Annotated in this window: 18 protein-coding genes; 8 read left to right on the forward strand and 10 right to left on the reverse strand. The window is 40.4% G+C overall.

Annotated elements, in window-relative coordinates; all coding sequences use genetic code 11:
* Positions 1-57: 57 nt before the first annotated feature.
* Genes QQK21_RS16215 through hxsD form a run of 4 tightly spaced genes read right to left on the reverse strand, consistent with a single transcriptional unit; the run spans position 58 to position 3071 of the window.
* The gene (locus tag QQK21_RS16215; protein WP_284193232.1) at positions 58-294 is read right to left on the reverse strand and encodes a hypothetical protein; all 237 of its coding nucleotides are present in this window, start codon (positions 292-294) and stop codon (positions 58-60) included.
* The gene (hxsC, locus tag QQK21_RS16220) at positions 291-1409 is read right to left on the reverse strand and encodes a His-Xaa-Ser system radical SAM maturase HxsC (protein WP_284193233.1); all 1119 of its coding nucleotides are present in this window, start codon (positions 1407-1409) and stop codon (positions 291-293) included. The genes QQK21_RS16215 and hxsC overlap by 4 nt, the downstream gene beginning before the upstream one ends.
* Positions 1402-2799 (reverse strand): His-Xaa-Ser system radical SAM maturase HxsB, encoded by a 1398-nt coding sequence (hxsB, locus tag QQK21_RS16225; protein ID WP_284193234.1) that lies wholly within the window; start codon positions 2797-2799, stop codon positions 1402-1404. The genes hxsC and hxsB overlap by 8 nt, the downstream gene beginning before the upstream one ends.
* A complete protein-coding gene (hxsD, locus tag QQK21_RS16230) occupies positions 2799-3071 on the reverse strand; it encodes a His-Xaa-Ser system protein HxsD (protein ID WP_284193235.1) in 273 nt (90 codons plus the stop codon). Before hxsD ends, hxsB begins: the two co-directional genes overlap by 1 nt.
* A gap of 438 nt (positions 3072-3509) precedes the next feature.
* On the opposite strand from hxsD, the gene QQK21_RS16235 reads away from it, so the two are divergent.
* The gene (locus QQK21_RS16235; protein ID WP_284193236.1) at positions 3510-4166 is read left to right on the forward strand and encodes a hypothetical protein; all 657 of its coding nucleotides are present in this window, start codon (positions 3510-3512) and stop codon (positions 4164-4166) included.
* 90 nt (positions 4167-4256) lie between these two features.
* Here the strand turns inward: QQK21_RS16235 and QQK21_RS16240 are convergent, their stop codons facing one another.
* The 5 genes from QQK21_RS16240 to QQK21_RS16260 form a co-directional block, all read right to left on the reverse strand.
* Positions 4257-5159, reverse strand: coding sequence for a hypothetical protein (locus QQK21_RS16240; protein WP_284193237.1), 903 nt, complete (start codon positions 5157-5159; stop codon positions 4257-4259).
* A 728-nt stretch (positions 5160-5887) separates the two neighbouring features.
* Positions 5888-6553, reverse strand: coding sequence for a helix-turn-helix transcriptional regulator (locus tag QQK21_RS16245; RefSeq protein WP_284193238.1), 666 nt, complete (start codon positions 6551-6553; stop codon positions 5888-5890).
* Positions 6554-6751: 198 nt separating this feature from the next.
* Entirely contained in the window at positions 6752-7855 is a 1104-nt protein-coding gene (locus QQK21_RS16250) for a phosphoribosylaminoimidazolesuccinocarboxamide synthase (RefSeq protein ID WP_284193239.1), read from the reverse strand.
* 173 nt (positions 7856-8028) lie between these two features.
* Positions 8029-8403, reverse strand: coding sequence for a hypothetical protein (locus QQK21_RS16255; RefSeq protein ID WP_284193240.1), 375 nt, complete (start codon positions 8401-8403; stop codon positions 8029-8031).
* Between the two features lie 232 nt (positions 8404-8635).
* On the reverse strand, positions 8636-9340 hold the full coding sequence (locus tag QQK21_RS16260; protein ID WP_284193241.1) for a glycerophosphodiester phosphodiesterase family protein: 705 nt from the start codon (positions 9338-9340) through the stop codon (positions 8636-8638).
* A gap of 214 nt (positions 9341-9554) precedes the next feature.
* Between QQK21_RS16260 and QQK21_RS16265 the strand changes: the two genes are divergently transcribed.
* From QQK21_RS16265 to QQK21_RS16295, 7 genes are all read left to right on the forward strand, one after another.
* A complete protein-coding gene (locus QQK21_RS16265) occupies positions 9555-10328 on the forward strand; it encodes an MBL fold metallo-hydrolase (RefSeq protein ID WP_284193242.1) in 774 nt (257 codons plus the stop codon).
* 220 nt (positions 10329-10548) lie between these two features.
* Entirely contained in the window at positions 10549-11313 is a 765-nt protein-coding gene (locus QQK21_RS16270) for a DUF3450 domain-containing protein (RefSeq protein ID WP_284193243.1), read from the forward strand.
* Positions 11314-12663: a MotA/TolQ/ExbB proton channel family protein gene (locus tag QQK21_RS16275; protein ID WP_284193244.1), complete on the forward strand. Its 1350-nt coding sequence runs from the start codon at positions 11314-11316 to the stop codon at positions 12661-12663.
* Positions 12663-13220 carry a MotA/TolQ/ExbB proton channel family protein gene (locus QQK21_RS16280; RefSeq protein ID WP_284193245.1) on the forward strand — a complete coding sequence of 186 codons (558 nt, stop codon included), beginning with the start codon at positions 12663-12665 and terminating at the stop codon, positions 13218-13220. The genes QQK21_RS16275 and QQK21_RS16280 overlap by 1 nt, the downstream gene beginning before the upstream one ends.
* Positions 13217-13621 (forward strand): ExbD/TolR family protein, encoded by a 405-nt coding sequence (locus QQK21_RS16285; RefSeq protein WP_284193246.1) that lies wholly within the window; start codon positions 13217-13219, stop codon positions 13619-13621. The genes QQK21_RS16280 and QQK21_RS16285 overlap by 4 nt, the downstream gene beginning before the upstream one ends.
* Positions 13621-14238, forward strand: a complete 618-nt coding sequence (locus tag QQK21_RS16290) for an energy transducer TonB (RefSeq protein WP_284193247.1) — start codon at positions 13621-13623, stop codon at positions 14236-14238. The genes QQK21_RS16285 and QQK21_RS16290 overlap by 1 nt, the downstream gene beginning before the upstream one ends.
* Positions 14231-15403: a tetratricopeptide repeat protein gene (locus QQK21_RS16295; RefSeq protein WP_284193248.1), complete on the forward strand. Its 1173-nt coding sequence runs from the start codon at positions 14231-14233 to the stop codon at positions 15401-15403. The genes QQK21_RS16290 and QQK21_RS16295 overlap by 8 nt, the downstream gene beginning before the upstream one ends.
* A gap of 31 nt (positions 15404-15434) precedes the next feature.
* On the opposite strand, the gene QQK21_RS16300 is transcribed toward QQK21_RS16295, so the two are convergent.
* On the reverse strand, positions 15435-15662 hold the full coding sequence (locus tag QQK21_RS16300) for a hypothetical protein (protein WP_284193249.1): 228 nt from the start codon (positions 15660-15662) through the stop codon (positions 15435-15437).
* Between the last annotated feature and the right edge of the window lie 88 nt (positions 15663-15750).

The following is a 15750-nucleotide window of genomic DNA, read 5'->3' on the forward strand; positions in this document are numbered from 1 at the left end:
AAGCTGGATCAACCACTTAAGGAATTAGTTTATGTGTCCAACCATTGGGGTCCACTTCTAATAAGAGCCGCCAGAAGAAGAACGATGTGAACTATGACTTCTATGGCTACTATGACTTCGGTGAGCAGCGAGATAGAGCGGGATGTCAACGTTAAGTGGTGCGAGCGCAATATTGTCGAGGTCTAAATCATAATTATTTTCATTATGACTTAATACGGCATCCTGCGCTTTCGATGAGGTGCTCATCGCTAAAAACCCCGGTAGCAGTGCGACCAAATTCCATTTATTTTTCATATGATTCTCCTAGCATTCTGATGATATTTCCCCCTAGATGAAACAAAGTATCCACCACAACTTTCCAACAACTGGCATTGTTCACACTCTTTGGGATAGTAGTTTTTCCAATCAGATATCGATTTAACGGCATAAGGACGAACTTGTTCAGGCAAATGGCATAAAGGGAAATTAAATAGAGTCGGATTCAAACCAGATTCTTCAGCAACGCTGATACCTTGTCGAAGCGATTCAATGTAGTCATCTACATAATGATATAAAATAGCCCAGTTTTTTTTTGCCCACCCAGTGGCTTCCAAATTCATAATCGATAGCTGTACAACACTAGAAAACACTCGACTTATGTACTCAACTACCAAAGGTAAATCATCTGCATTTACTTTGGTCGGAATGAACCTTACTTCCATGTTAATACCTAAGTTACCGGCATTAATCATACCTGTAACTGTTTCTGCGAATGCTCCACTGGCCCCGACAAGCTCATCATGGACATGTGCTCGGCTCGAATAAAGAGGAATTCCGAACACTAATTTCATAGTTTCGCTGCGAAGGGATATCTGTTTAGTGAAGCACAAATCGGAAAATGATCTGCCATTCGTGAGAATATGTAGCCGAGTGCGGGGAGCATATACAGATACAAAATCAAGAAAACGTATAAAGTCCGAACCATAAATTAGAGGTTCACCACCACTAATACCAATCTCACCATCAAAATCAAATGCGGCAAGAGATTGTGCCGCATAGGTTAAAAGCCATTGGTCTTGATCTTTCTTTGGAGGCTGAGAGCAAAACAAGCACAGATTATTGCACCGCTCCGTTACTAAAAGTGTATTGTGATTTGCATTTCGCGACAGGATCACTCTCAATTGTGATAACGAATTAATCGTAGCAATATCTCCTTCACAGATGGCAAGAAACAAAGCTTTACTGTAAATTACACCAGCGTAACCCTTGGGAACGCTAGACAAAGTGCGATCATTAGATTCAACTATAAGAACTTGTTCTAAATAGCACTCATCTATATCAACGATTGATTTTCTTAATTGATAGAATCCAATTTGGTTAAAATCGCACTCTTTCAATTCAAACATATCGGGTCTTAAAACTTCATCCATACACCCACTCCTTCAACATAAGCCCAACATCATCTTCTTTGTGTAGATGATTTAGGATTAACTTGAACATGGATTTATGATACTGACAAAAACGAGACAGACTTTTATCTCCTACAGGCTCACCAAATACGCTTATGTTTTGGCAGGGATCAGCACCGCAATATGGCTGAAAAGCACAGTGATAACAGCCAGGGTGTGACAAGGAGAAAGACTGAGAAATAACAGATTGATGAAATTGGCTATTCTTAAATTGTGGAGATTGAATTGTACCTAGGGAAAAATCAATTTTTGGGTTTGACTTTTGCAGCATCCGAGCTTCATCACTTCCGTAAATTCTACCATCATAGTTGAAAACTAGAGAGTTCAATACCACACCACTCGGTGACTTAAGGTCAGCGTAGCCGCTATACTCAGCATTTAAGATTCTTTTGATATGGATAAGCGCTGAATGTTCCACCAATTTATTACCGTACCGATGGTACTTACTCAGGATGGTTAGAAGCCTTTCATAAAACGACATGAATTCAGTAATGTCATATTCATCAGTTCCGTTATTATTTGCAAAACCATACGGACTAACAGGTCGGACAAAGATATCCTTTAATCCTAATTGAATATGAGTTGCAACAATGTCCTCTGGATATGAAAGTAGTGCATTTGTCACTGTAGTAACAGTTGCTACGGAACTATCACCTAAACATTGCCTAATCTTTTCGATACCACGCTTCGCCAGTTCAAATGAATCGCCACCCCGCAGTATACGATGAGAATTGTGAATAACATGACTACCGTCAATAGACGTAGAAAAATGAACAGATTTAGAACGTGCCCAAACTAACATTTCGTCTTTCAATAATGAAAGACTTGTTGCGATAACAAACTCAAATTGCCCTTCACCCAAAATGATTACTGCTTTATCGTAAATTTTTTGAACAAGGTCAAATCTTAAAAGCGGTTCTCCACCCTGTATTTCCAACTTATATGGTGCTGAAGATAAAGACTTAATCTGTTTAAGCATTGGTATGATGTTGTTTTCATCCATATCAAACTCTTTAGCATGAATGGATGCTCGGCTTACTTGGCAATAACGGCATGTATGATCACACCTTAAAGTAGGGACAATCATGAAAATGGGAGTAGAATTTAGTGCTTTCATCAACCGCTTTGACATTGCTGATGCAATAGCACTTATCGAAATCTTTTCGTTGTCAGAAGATGCTATGAAGAGTTTTGATTCAAGTAGCCTATCTTTATCAGGAGAACCAGATGAATCTGATACAATTAGCGTTTCAAGTTGAGACTTGGTCAGGTAATCGAAGAACCCCGCTTGGTTACTTAGAAAAACTAAATCTTCCCCAATATATTCAAAGTTAAAAGGAAGTACGTTCATTAGGACAACTTCCGTTCAACTGATTCAAGTACAGCTAACGTTATGCTTTCTCTAATGATTCTTGTTTTTTTATCCAGCTTTTCTCTCAATAAATAATCGTTCAATAGTCGATTAAACTCATGAACGACATCGGTACTGTTTTTGTTAAATTCGATAATCCATTCTGCTTCATTGTCAGTTAGTTGCCATGATGAGATGTGTGACATCCAATATAGTGCCTGTCTGACAACGTTTTCTGAATAACTGCGTTTGTTAAACTTAAGTTCTAGCACACTGCACCTTTTATTTTTTATTACATAGTAGTAACAAGTAATCAGCATGTGCAACTAAGTAACTATAATAAGAAATAAAATTGTCTGGTTTCTATTTAAATCATGCTAATGGTCACCAGTACGTTGGCATTTTTAGCATTACCAAAAATAGGCCAATTTATGACAAACGAAATGAGTCAAGATTCCTGTGCTAGAAAGGTTCGGGGCATTGCCGAGTTAGGGCTGGGCTCTAACTCGTTATCTTTCATTATCATGATTTGAGCAAAGTTACTGACATAACACGCAAGTAAGTTTTCACTGAACGCTGGGAAAGGGTAAACGCCTTGTACCAACCAAAGAGCGAATAACAGAAAAATGACAATTGCTGACAAGGACTATATATAAAAATTATCGCTTTACAATAAGATGCTCCTAGAATCTATGTGTTTTGGAGTTACCTTGAAGCTTTTATTTCCAGCCCTTTTCTCAGTCGTGGCCTTGATAGGTTGCCAGTCTAACCCTGACTATCAGAAGCCTTACGTATTTCAATCCGATTGCCAAGAAGCGAGGGAGGGCAATGTGATGCCATTGACCTTTGTTGTCGATAGAAATTTGTCTCAAGCCAATGTCAACGGTGAGATATGCTCGGGATCGTATCAAGCTTTCCAGTCAATGATGGAGTTTTATCCTGACATTCAACTTCTCCGCTTGCAAAATGTGCCAGGCTCTCTGGATGATGAAGTGAATCTGCGCTTGGCGACTAAGGTCCATGATTTGGGAATCAGTACTTTGCTAGAAAGTGACAGTAGAGTGGAGTCTGGTGGTACGGACTTATTTTTGTCGGGTACGGAGCGTAAAGTTGAGCAAGGTGCGAAAGTTGGGGTGCATTCGTGGGCAAGTGATGACGGCAATAGCCATATTGTCGAGGGTGCCGATGTTCCCGTTGACGATCCTCAGCATCAAGAATACATCAAGTATTACCAAGAGGTTGAGCTGACTAAGCCAGAAGAGTTTTATTGGTTTACTGTATACTCTGCATCTTCGGAAGATATGCACTATTTAACTCAAGATGAGTTGAAATACTTTGGCTTTAATACACCGAATTTTGCTTTCTAACCTGATGTTTTTGTACGCCAAGCGCTTCAAAACTTACAACAAAGGGCATGCTTTAGCAGAGGCCCTTTAATTTTTGCTAACACATAGTGCCTAAAACTCTTCTCTCACTGTGCTCGCTTTTTTCCAGTTGTGGCTTTTGCCGACGGTTTTATCAAAATCTGATTCTAGACATCTGGCTTGTGATATGTACCCACTTCCGCGAGTGACACCTAGACCGTGATATCCAAATACTCGAGATTGAGGAAGGTGTTTATTTGCTTCGGTTTTTGCCGTTTTAGCGAGTGGTTCAGTACCTCGTTTGCTTTCTGATATGTCGCCTATCTGATCAAAAGATTGTAGCGTTTCCCTATCCGCACTTTCACAGGAGGTGAGTTTAATTTTAACATCGGGTTTGACCTTTTTTCCGACGAGTTGAGTGATCTCTTTTATCACGTCAGAGATTGGCCGGCAGCCATCTTCGGACTGGGTTGTTTGATATAAGCGAGGTAATCCCGCTGCACCATGACCAATCACGTAAATATTTTCGAGCGTTCGATCAGGTAAGTTTTTGGGTTCTACCAGTGAGAGGCGGTTAATAGTCTGATATTCACCGAGTATTTTCGTTTCCACAGGGAAAGTGCTGTGTACCGCTTTAATGCCGCTTTGTTTAATCGATGAGGTGAGCTTTTTCTCATAAATTCTGCCTTCTTTCAAACGACCTTGTAGCTCCTTTTCTTTGAATTCTTTTATTGCATTTTTCAATGCATCACGCTTGAGAGGGCAGCATATGATCGGGAAGGGCTCTTTGCCGTTTAACACTCTTGCGGTATTAATGCCTAATGCTTGAGCCACCATATCCTGGTTATTAAATGGGCTATATATTACACCTGTTGGAACATTAGTTATCCGCTTTATATTGCGAGAAAAGCTTTCAAAGTCATTTGTGCTAGCAGAGATATTTTGATTTTTTGTATTATAAGTATTGACTGTTTGGCTTGTATGTAATGGCATCATTTATTTCCTACCATGTATGAATGGTGCCGATTGTATCCAAAATAAAGATTACATTCTCAATATCTGTCCAAAATTAAATCAAATTAATTTTAATATTTTAAAATATAGATTTTACGCTCAAATATTATGGCTTTAAATTAACTTTTTATTATCTATTCTGGGTTTATTATAGAGTAAATTATAGCATCAAAATCAACATTTAATTATCGAGAGTCAGATAAAGTATTGGTCTGTGTGAGTCCAAATCAGGATTTTAAGGGCAGTGATGTGGCTGCTGGTGTTCCCATAATCACATGAAAGGCAGTGGAGGTGATACTCATACGAGAGCTCGCTAAAGTTGAGGAACTTAATCCGTTCAATTGATGAAGAGATTAGCTTATTGGAAGTGATGACCTTGCTAGTTAACTTCCATAATATTATCAAGACTAACAATATTTTTCTTTTAAAGATCTATAAGTATCTCTCAAATCAAGTAAACGCACAATGGGCAATTTGCATGTAGTTATATATGCTTAATACGCCATACTCAGTTGATGGAAATAGTTTGATCATGCTCCAAGTATCGGATTAGAAGTGACAAATATTACCAATTTCAGTTGCAGTTCTCCTTGCCAAGAATAACTGCAATTTTTGTGGCGTATATTAGTGTGAGTGCCACTTTTTTATTCAATATTAGTGGTGGCAATATCAAAACTTGTCACCATTAATATACAAAATACTCAACTTCTTTAATTGAGTATTTTGTGTCTAATTATGTATTTTGAAGGTACATATCTATCCCATCCATTAGATTTACAGTAATCGACGGTCTGCTTTTGAGAAAAAACGCCTAGTTTTGAGCGTATGCCCTCTAAGTATTTTCTTACCGTGTTAACTTGCAGCGCCAGTTGGGTGGCAATAGTTTTGGTATTTTCACCTTTTAGCAGGAAGTATAGTACTTCCCATTCGCGCTTAGTTAGTGTTGATGTGGGAGGGTTTAATGTAATAGAAATCGGTTTAGCACCAAAAGTTGTGTATATATCAGTATCAAATTTTCTTGCTGGCTCAGCCCAAAAAAATACGCCGATAAATTTATCCTTTATATAGAAAGGCTTTTTGTGAAAGATCCAACCCTCAAGTATTTTGTTTTTGCCAAAAGGATGAATTTCAATTGAGCTTTTGGTTTCATTGGTATCAATAACCAGTTGATCATGAGCTTGGAAAGCGTCTTGAAACTCATGTGTTTCAGTTGGCAGTTCACCATCCAAACGTCCTTCAATATCATAAGATTTGGATAAGTTCTGCATTCTTCGATATGCAGGATTAATGTAAACGAAGCGATAATTTGGATCTTTCAATCCACATGGCCAATCAAAGCTCTCCCAAAATGCAATCAAATCGGATGATAATGTCATAGCTTCCTCCTTTTGGAGAATGCTATCATTATGCAACTAAGTTAACAATTGAAAGCTAATTATTATGAGGACACGAGAGATAAAAAATTTGAATGAAGTTTGCAGAGTCAAAAGCACTTTAGTTTAAATAGGATTTACTTCAAGAGTCAGAATCGTATTCAGTTCTAAAGCGCTTTTATGGCGAATAATAATAACTTATTAGTCAATCAGACCATAATCATTGTTCAGAATATTTATAATTTCTTGTTTTGGATTACTGGATAACTGAATTTCTTTGCCGGTTATCTTTTCCGCGATATTGATATAAGTCCTAGAAATATCCATTAAAGCTTCAGAGGGCAGTTCATTATTTCTAGCCAACGCTTCTCTTTCCGCCATCCGTTCTTTGTTCAGTAGAATATCGGGGTCAGGAAAATAATTGAGCAGAAACTGGCGGAAACCTTCTTTAGAGTTTTCGACGATGCGACCATTGTTATATTCGCATTCGTCCCAAATACGAGAAGAATCTGGAGTGCCGACTTCATCCATGTAAATCAGCTTCTCATGTCCGGATGCGTCTAGAACATAGCCAAACTCAAACTTGGTATCTACGAAGATTTGTTTAACTTCTGCTAGCGCTTTACTGATCACGTTAAACCCTTCGCTGAGCAGTTTTTCGTATAACTGAATATCCTTGATACTAGAGAAATTAAACGCACTGTAGTTTTGTTCGATATTTTGCCGAGTAATATTTACATCATCCGCTTCTGGTACCCCAGGAATGTTTTTTAGAACCCCCTTGGTTGATGGTGTCATCAGTAGTTCAGGGAGGCGAGTATCTTTTCCAAGCCCCTCTGGGAGCTCGATACCACAGAAGTTACGTTCACCTTTTTCATAAGCTCGCCACATTGAACCAGTGATATATTGTCGACAAATGGCTTCGATCATGATCGGTTTGGCTTTTTGTACTATCCAGACGAGTGGGTGGGGGATATCAAGTATATGGCTATCGGCAAGGCCATTTTGTTTGAACAAACTAAACCAATGATTCGAAATAGCATTAAGTGCAGCACCTTTGCCCGGAACGCCTTTCAATCCACCTTTCCCGTGCCAAATGCAATCAAAGGCTGAAATGCGGTCGCTGATCACCATAATGGCTAGAGGTGCATCGGGAGCGACATCATAGCCTTTTTCTTGAATAAGACGTCGGCTATCTTGCTCGGTTAGCCAATAAACAGAACGAACTTTACCGCTATGAACTGGTTTGTCAGTACGAATGGGAAGGTCATCATTTGTAGCAAGAACTTGATCCGCAAGAGTCATCTGGATAATCCTATCTGTGTCATGAATTTACGGTTGTATATGAGTTACCACCGATTTTCACTGAATCATACCAGAAATCTTACAAGCTGCCACAAAAAAGCAAACGTTTGCATTTTGTATTTAAATGAGCACATCATGGATTGACATCATGGTGAAGAGATCTGGTTATTTGACTAATGATAGTGGCCATATTCTTTGTCAATAAAGAACACTTCACAGTGATGCTGATTGGCCAAGCTAGTGAGCAATTGTTGATCCGCTAAGCTGATGTTACCTGAAGCCACAACCGCACTCGCGTTACCTGATTTAATCGCTTTTTCTACAATCGCCATCTCTGGCAGAGTTTTTGAGGGTTTCATATGAACAATGTTGTTGCAGCTTACTTTATAAGCCACAAATAACTCTAAACTTGGCCTAGGGCACTCTGCGGTAAACAAAATCCATTGATTTTGGCGAGATAGCCCCGCTAAGCGCCTAATTGATTCGGTCTGATTGGCGCTATGGGAATATGTAGCGGCTGAGTGATCGGTTGTGTGTAAATGAAACATAAGCACTGTCCTTATATACATGCTGTATAAGTATACAGTAGTTGTTTTATTGCTGTGTTTCAAGGAAAAATTTCTGCTATTGACATAATGGTCGTGAAGGAACTCTAGTTTGGTTACTATAAGGCGTTGAATAATAGCGATAATTATGATCTTATTTTGGATGGGGTGATAAAGAAACTAAGTGATTCTATCCCGTATCGAGAAGCCGTGAATCTAAGTTATCGAGAGACTATTAGCCTAAAAATCGCTCGGGGAAATCACTAAAAATGCCATCCAACCCGTTAAGATGGTGAATATCTTCAGGCTTGTTGACGGTATAACACCAAACTCGATAGCCGGTATTTTGTAACCTAGTGATGTCTCTTTGGGTCGCAAATCGGTAGTTGAGATTGCAGCCGAACGCTGAAATCTGTTCCAGCAACTGGATATCTTTCGTCCGTAGTTTTTCTGTTAGGACTGAAATTCGATGGTTGGGTAATGCAGCATTAAGTTCGATTAGGGTATCATGGTCAAAACTTGAAAGCAGGATGGACTCATTATCTAACCTAGAAGATTCAAGATCATGTTTTAAAAGCTCAGCTACCTTGGTCTTGTTGTGTCGGTCTATCTTTAGTTCTAAGTTAAGTTTGAGTTTTAGATTGTGAGCCAATAAGAGAAGTTCGGCTAATGTCATTATTGGTTGCTCAAGAGGAGAGTCTCCAAATTTGGCACCAAAATCAAATTGCCTTAGCTCAGTCAGAGTATGTTGATCGACGCGTCCAGTACCGTCACTACAGCGGTCAATAGTGTGATCGTGACAAATAACAAGAATGTTGTCTTTAGTGGGTTGGACGTCTACTTCGACCCATTCTAGTCCGAGTCTGGCAGCGGCTTCTATGCTTACTTTGGTATTTTCTGGGTAGTGTCCTGCCACACCACGATGGCCGATAATGTTCATTTTCCCCTCTCTATTTCGATATCAAGCTACTTTAAGCTCAAGTTTATATGTATATATGCAAAAGTTAGATTCAACTCTAACAAAATTCATTTTTTGCTTGGGATGGACAGATAAATAACTGGTCAGACTTCACGATATTAAGCTTGTCAGCTTCTTAATTAAGCATAGGTTGCTAAATTAAACCAATCAGAAATTGTTACTATTGTGTTAAGAAATGAAATTGCATGACATCCGTGGTTACATCCAAAAAATATATCTCGTTGAATATGAGAATAAACTCATGCTTTTGGATGGTGCAAGCCGCGCCGATATCCCCAACATAGAAAGCTATATTACCGATGTCATTGGCCAGCCTTTTTCTAACTTAAAAGTGGTGGTTGTCACGCATATGCATCCGGATCATGCTGGGGCAGCTCACAAATTGAGGGATTTAACGGGTTGTACCATAGTGTCAGCAGATAAAAGTACGCAGTGGTATGGTGGGTTTGACGGTATGCTGATGCATTTTACCGATTTAATACTTGCTCGGTGGGTAGCGGGACGATTGCGAAAACCCAAAAGAAATCTTTGGTATCCAAGGTATTTGCAGCCTGATGTTAAGTTGAAAGATGGTCAGTCGATTCCACAATTTGAAGATTGGGTGGTATTAGAAACGCCGGGCCATACAGACCGAGATTTGTCTGTTTATCATCAGCAGCAAGGTATTCTCTATGTTGCTGACTTAATCGTTAAAGTAAAGCAGCGCTTAATCGCACCTTTTCCGATATTTCACCCAAATAAATATCGCCAATCATTAGAGCGTATTTATAGCTTGGAACCTAAAACGTTATTACTTGCGCATGGAGGAGAAGTGATATTGGATCAACATTCATATCAGCATCTTGTCAGCGTCGCACCTTGCACGCCAACCACGCATTGGAGAGCGACCAAAATAAAACTTCGCAGTCTTTTGAACTCAGTGTGGCTTTTTGGCGTTGCCGATAAATAGCTGGATTTGCTAACCGAGTAGAAGCCTATTCAACGTGTAGTAAATGTTGTTATTTTATGTGTTAGCCAAAAGTTGAGGTAAAATCCATCATCTTTGAGCGTTTATGTTAAGTAATAAGCAGATAGATAATTGAATTTTTTTGTAATCACGTTAATATGCACTGAATGTAAATGAGATTGCGTCTCAATAATCCAATGAGCTGCTTTAAAATTGACCCGTTATGAATCTAATTAAACCCTGCTTCGCGTTGCTTATCGTATCACTAAGCACAAATACTGTTGCGACAAACTTTGGTAGTGCGCAGTCCATTCAACAAAGTACGAACGCTTCTTCGGCATCGAGTCAAAAGCAAATAGATAAAGTTGCTGAGAACTCTCTCGTTCTGCAAAAGGAAATAGAACAGCTTGAGGAAGAGATCAAAAATCTACAGGTCTACCAAAACCATCTTACTGCTTTGATAGACAGCCAGTCCAAAGAAGCATCGAACATAGAAGCTCAGATAAAAGAAATAAACAACACACGTCGGGGTATTGTGCCTTTGATGTATCAAATGATCTCTGGACTAAAAACCTTTATTGAACAAGACCTGCCAATAAAACGTGAAGCGCGTTTAGAGCGTATTGCCAAACTTGAAAAAACGATGATTCGTGCTGATGTCAGCGACGCTGAGAAGTATCGCCGTATTCTTGAAGCGTATCAGATAGAACTTGAGTATGGTGTAAAGCTTGGTGCGTACCAAGGAAAGATCACCGTGGGTGAGAATGCGCGTAACGTGCAAATCCTTCACCTTGGGCGAGTGTCTTTGGTGGCCCGTAGTTTAGATGGAAATACAGCGTGGTCATGGAATCAGCCACAGAAGCAATGGCAGCTTCTTGATCATTCGATAAAACCAGAACTGGATATCGCTTTCAATGTTGCCCAAAAGCAAGTGACTCCAAGTCTATTGACGTTACCTCTTTCACAACATGTAACAGAGGTTAAATAAATGAAATATCAATTAATCCTTTGTTTGTTGGCTTTATCTGTTTTGTCACATGAGGCTCACTCCGACGATAATCTTGTCATTAAAGCGAAAGCGGAAAGTGCTCTACAAGAGCAGCATAATTTAGAGCGAGAATCTAAGTTCAAACAAACAGAAAAGGAGCTTAATTTACTTAGGGCTTCTTTGCTTGAGAAGCGCGAACAAACACAAAAACGTAATGATAAACTGGTGACTCAGTTCACCGAGAATGAAAAAAAACTGGCTAAGCTTGAAGAAAAGCTTCGTTTAGAGACAGGTAGTCTTGGTGAGGTCTTTGGTGTCGTTAGGCAAACCGCTAAGCAATTAGAATCTGAGCTGGTTAACTCTGTAACGTCGGTTGATGCACAAAATTATAACCATATTGTCAATAATGTAGCCGCCGCCACGGAATTACCATCGATGCAGCAACTCACCGGCTTATGGCGAGCATTTGAAGAACAAGTACAAGCAAGTAGCCAGCTTGTACCAGTTAAATTAAATTTCGTAAATGGTGCCGGAGAAGTTCAGCCACAAGAAGCTTTTAGAATCGGCTCGCTAGGATTAATTTCACAGCACGGATATTTGAAGTGGGATGCACAGGAAAGAGAAGCTCAGCTTTATTCCAAGCAACCTGACAATATGACGTCAATTTCTACACTGAGATCGGAGCAGGGTGCTTCTCTAATATTAGATCCCACTCGAGGTCAACTGTTGGAGCAGCTAGCACAGCGTCCTAGTATCATGGATCGGGTAAAAGCTGGTGGAGTTGTTGGGCAAGTTATTATTGGCTTACTTTTGGTTGGTCTTGTCATTGCGACTGTTCGAGGAGTGAGCTTATCGATGACTCGGCAAAAGATTCGATCCCAACTTAAATCACCTCATATTCTGGGCAATAATCCATTGGGTCGCATTCTGTCTGTGTATAGCAAAGATAAACGATTAAATGTTGAAGCGCTTGAGTTACGTTTGCTGGAGGCTGTTGTTGATGAGCAAGCTCTGCTTGAAAAGGGCTTATCTATGCTCAAATTATTGGCTGCTTTAGCACCTATGTTAGGACTACTAGGCACAGTCATTGGTATGATTGAGACATTTCAAATAATCACCCAATTTGGTAACGGTGATCCTAAAGTCATGGCTGGTGGAATCTCAATGGCGTTGGTCACAACCGTGCTTGGACTCATTGCCGCTATGCCTCTTTTGCTCGCTCATAATGTACTCAGTTCACAAGCAGAGCTTATTCGCAACACTTTGGAAAAACAGGGTATTTCTTTGGTTGCACAGCAGGCAGAGAAAGACTCTATTGGCAATGAGGCCTCTCTAGAGAGAGTCGCCTAATGGATTCATTCATTGCAATATTGCCCGATATTATTGCAGGGAACCAGTGGTTAGCGTCCTTTAACAGCTTTATGCAACAGGGCGGTCAGTTACTTTGGTGGTTATTTGGCGTGGTTGCTGTGTGTTGGCTGTTGATGATAGAGCGATTGATTTACCTGTTTGTCGAATTTCCTAAGCAAAGAAAACGTTGGATTCAGGCTTGGCACGAAAGACATGAGCAACATTCATGGTATGCCCGTTCAATTCGTGAAGGATGGTTGGCACAAGCACATGCCAAGTTATACCAAAATGTACCCATTATTAAAGTCTTGGTTGCAATATGCCCAATGCTTGGACTTTTGGGGACAGTGACGGGGATGATATCGGTATTTGATGTCATGGCACAGCAAGGGAGCAGCAATCCCAAGCTTATGGCGTCTGGTATATCATTAGCCACTTTACCGACTATGGGTGGCATGGTGGCAGCCTTATTTGGGATGTTTTGTCATGCTCGCCTACTCAAAGCTTGCCAAGTAAGAGAAATAAAATTGGAAAAATCATTAAGGAGTCAGCGATGAGGCTGGGTCGACGTCACCATAAGCAAGAAGAAGCTCAGGTTGATCTGACATCAATGCTGGATATTGTGTTTATCATGCTGATTTTCTTTATTGTCACTAGTTCCTTTGTTAGAGAATCAGGTGTTGAGGTTAATCGGCCTCAGGCAAGTCATGCAGCAAGTCAGAAAGACGCGGGTATTTTTGTCGCTGTTACTTCTGCAAATGAAATCTATGTTGATAAGAGAGTGATTGATGTAGAGCGCGTACAAGCTGCTTTGGAACACTTACTTCTTGATAAGCCTGACGCTGCACTTGTTATTCAAGCCGATGAACAGGCCTATAGTGGAACCGTCGTGAAAGTGATGGACGCTGCCAAATCAGCGGGAGTTAAAAGTATTGCGCTGGCTGCGGAGAAAAAGTGATGGTGCGTTGGTTAATGGCAATTCCAATCGCAGGGATATGTACTCTAACCGTTTTCACTGTAATGGCATGGATGGTCAATTTTGCTAATCGGCCTGATCTAGTCGATAAAGCACCACTGCAATTTGATATGCTTGTTGTTGAAAATGAGTCTGATCCACAACACCGTCAGCGAAGTGTTCCTGAGCAGCCTAAGCCCCCTAAAATGCCGACGTCAGCCCCTGCGGAGCGTATCGACAACCATATAGCGGAAGTTGCTGCGATGCAGATGTCTTCGCTTGCTCTAGATACTAGTATTGATGGTTTATCAATCAATGCACCGACATTTGGTGATTTTGGTATTCAGCAGCAAGCTATGCCTATCTATCGTGTCGATCCTCGTTACCCTCCTAAGGCTATCAGAAGGAAAGTGGAAGGCTATGTGATGGTCCGGTTTACAATTGATCCAACGGGTAAACCTATTGATATTCAGATTCAGGAATCACAGCCCAAATATATCTTTGATCGTGAAGCAATTTATGCGATTAAAAAGTGGAAATATCAGCCAAAGATTGTCGATGGACAAGCCGTTTCTCAAGTAGGACATACGGCCACATTGGAGTTTAATTTAGATGATTAAACACTTTATTTTATTGGTGATGTTATTTGTTTCAACGGTCGCAGCTTCTCGGGATCTCAGCCATTATGTCGCGGGGCGGTTACAACAAGCAAATCAGCTGGCTCAAGATGATAACCTGAAAAAAGCGATTGATATCTTGCGTAAAACCGAGGCTTCTTTTGATTATGATAAAGCTTTCATTGCAAGAATGTTGGGTGTTTTTTACTGGCAAAATGGGCAAACGCAGCAAGCGATTGAACAGTTGAAGTACGCTGTGTCTAGTGAGCAGCTAAAAGATGACCAAGCTTGGGTTAGTGAGCGTATGCTGGCAGACCTTTATCTCAACGAACGCGCATTTAAACAAGCGCTAAAACACTATTATAAATTGATTAAAGTGGTTCCCCTAGCGCAATTAAAACCAGATGTTTGGTTGCGGGTTGCGCAATCTCACTATCAGCTCGAGCAGTGGGAAGATGTTATTGTCACTATAGATCGCTACTTAGACACTGACATCAAGGACCGACGACAAGCGCTTACTATAAAGCTTGGAGCTCAGTTAGCCTTGAAGCGTTCCCATGATGCGATAGATACACTGGCTCTGCTCATAGAAATAGAACCAGATAAGTTGCAGTGGTGGAGGCAACTATCGGTTTTGCAGATGCAATTAGGGCAACAAAGGCAGGCTCTTAGTACACTATCGCTTGCTAAGCTGAACGGATTGCCTCTAAGTGAAAGCGATCGACACTTATTAGCTCAGATGTATGCTAGACAAGGAATTCCAGAGAGAGCCGCGATAGAAATCAGTCAGTTAGAGGGGGCTCAGACCAGCTCCCAACTGCTTGCTGAACAGGCAAGTTATTGGCAAACGGCTAAGCAGTGGGATTTGGCGATTTCAGTCTGGAACAAAGCAGCGCAACAGGACCCCAAATACAATTGGAACCTCGCCAAACTGCTTGTTCAGCAGGGCCTCTATGACGAATCTATCCCAATACTTGATAGAGTAAAAGGGAGAGAAATGGATGTTGCTTTGGTCAAATGTCTGGCGTTTTATAAACTTAATCAGCTCGACAACGCTTTGCTTGAAGCAAAACAGGCAGACCAGATTGAGCCGTCAAATCAAGCTAAAAGGTGGATAACCTTTTTGTCTGAGCTTATCGCTTCATCTCGTAAAACAACAGCGGTATAAAAAGATAGAGAGCGAGGAACGCTCTCTTTTTTTATTGTTTATTGCTTGGGCATATAAATTCAGCTCGCCATAATAGGTTTCTCGACGATCTAATTGTGGTAAGCAGTTCTTGCCCTGAAAGTTGTGGGTACGAACACATGACTTTGATTTTATCGTTGTGCTTAGATTTCTCATAAGCCCTAACGTGTGTAAATGTGCTAGATAGGTTGTGTGATAGCATAGATTTAGACACGCAAATACCAAACATATCCCGTTTCATTGCCTTTCCCTCTGACATTGTTAACTAAACAGCGTTGTTATTATTTTTTAATGCGCTGGTTTGCATAATAATTATACACCAAATATTG

The sequence above is a fragment of the Vibrio zhanjiangensis genome, assembly GCF_030161235.1.
Lineage (GTDB): Bacteria > Pseudomonadota > Gammaproteobacteria > Enterobacterales > Vibrionaceae > Vibrio > Vibrio zhanjiangensis.

Bases quoted from the DNA above. Each gene is read 5' to 3' on its own strand.
- QQK21_RS16295 (WP_284193248.1), top strand. From the start codon at position 14,231: ATGATTAAACACTTTATTTTATTGGTGATGTTATTTGTTTCAACGGTC.
- QQK21_RS16245 (WP_284193238.1), bottom strand. From the start codon at position 6,553: ATGACATTATCATCCGATTTGATTGCATTTTGGGAGAGCTTTGATTGG.
- QQK21_RS16270 (WP_284193243.1), top strand. From the start codon at position 10,549: ATGAATCTAATTAAACCCTGCTTCGCGTTGCTTATCGTATCACTAAGC.
- QQK21_RS16265 (WP_284193242.1), top strand. From the start codon at position 9,555: ATGAAATTGCATGACATCCGTGGTTACATCCAAAAAATATATCTCGTT.
- QQK21_RS16285 (WP_284193246.1), top strand. From the start codon at position 13,217: ATGAGGCTGGGTCGACGTCACCATAAGCAAGAAGAAGCTCAGGTTGAT.
- QQK21_RS16250 (WP_284193239.1), bottom strand. From the start codon at position 7,855: ATGACTCTTGCGGATCAAGTTCTTGCTACAAATGATGACCTTCCCATT.
- hxsC (WP_284193233.1), bottom strand. From the start codon at position 1,409: ATGGATGAAGTTTTAAGACCCGATATGTTTGAATTGAAAGAGTGCGAT.
- QQK21_RS16215 (WP_284193232.1), bottom strand. From the start codon at position 294: ATGAAAAATAAATGGAATTTGGTCGCACTGCTACCGGGGTTTTTAGCG.
- hxsB (WP_284193234.1), bottom strand. From the start codon at position 2,799: ATGAACGTACTTCCTTTTAACTTTGAATATATTGGGGAAGATTTAGTT.
- QQK21_RS16280 (WP_284193245.1), top strand. From the start codon at position 12,663: ATGGATTCATTCATTGCAATATTGCCCGATATTATTGCAGGGAACCAG.
- QQK21_RS16240 (WP_284193237.1), bottom strand. From the start codon at position 5,159: ATGATGCCATTACATACAAGCCAAACAGTCAATACTTATAATACAAAA.
- QQK21_RS16275 (WP_284193244.1), top strand. From the start codon at position 11,314: ATGAAATATCAATTAATCCTTTGTTTGTTGGCTTTATCTGTTTTGTCA.
- QQK21_RS16290 (WP_284193247.1), top strand. From the start codon at position 13,621: ATGGTGCGTTGGTTAATGGCAATTCCAATCGCAGGGATATGTACTCTA.
- QQK21_RS16300 (WP_284193249.1), bottom strand. From the start codon at position 15,662: ATGAAACGGGATATGTTTGGTATTTGCGTGTCTAAATCTATGCTATCA.
- QQK21_RS16255 (WP_284193240.1), bottom strand. From the start codon at position 8,403: ATGTTTCATTTACACACAACCGATCACTCAGCCGCTACATATTCCCAT.
- QQK21_RS16260 (WP_284193241.1), bottom strand. From the start codon at position 9,340: ATGAACATTATCGGCCATCGTGGTGTGGCAGGACACTACCCAGAAAAT.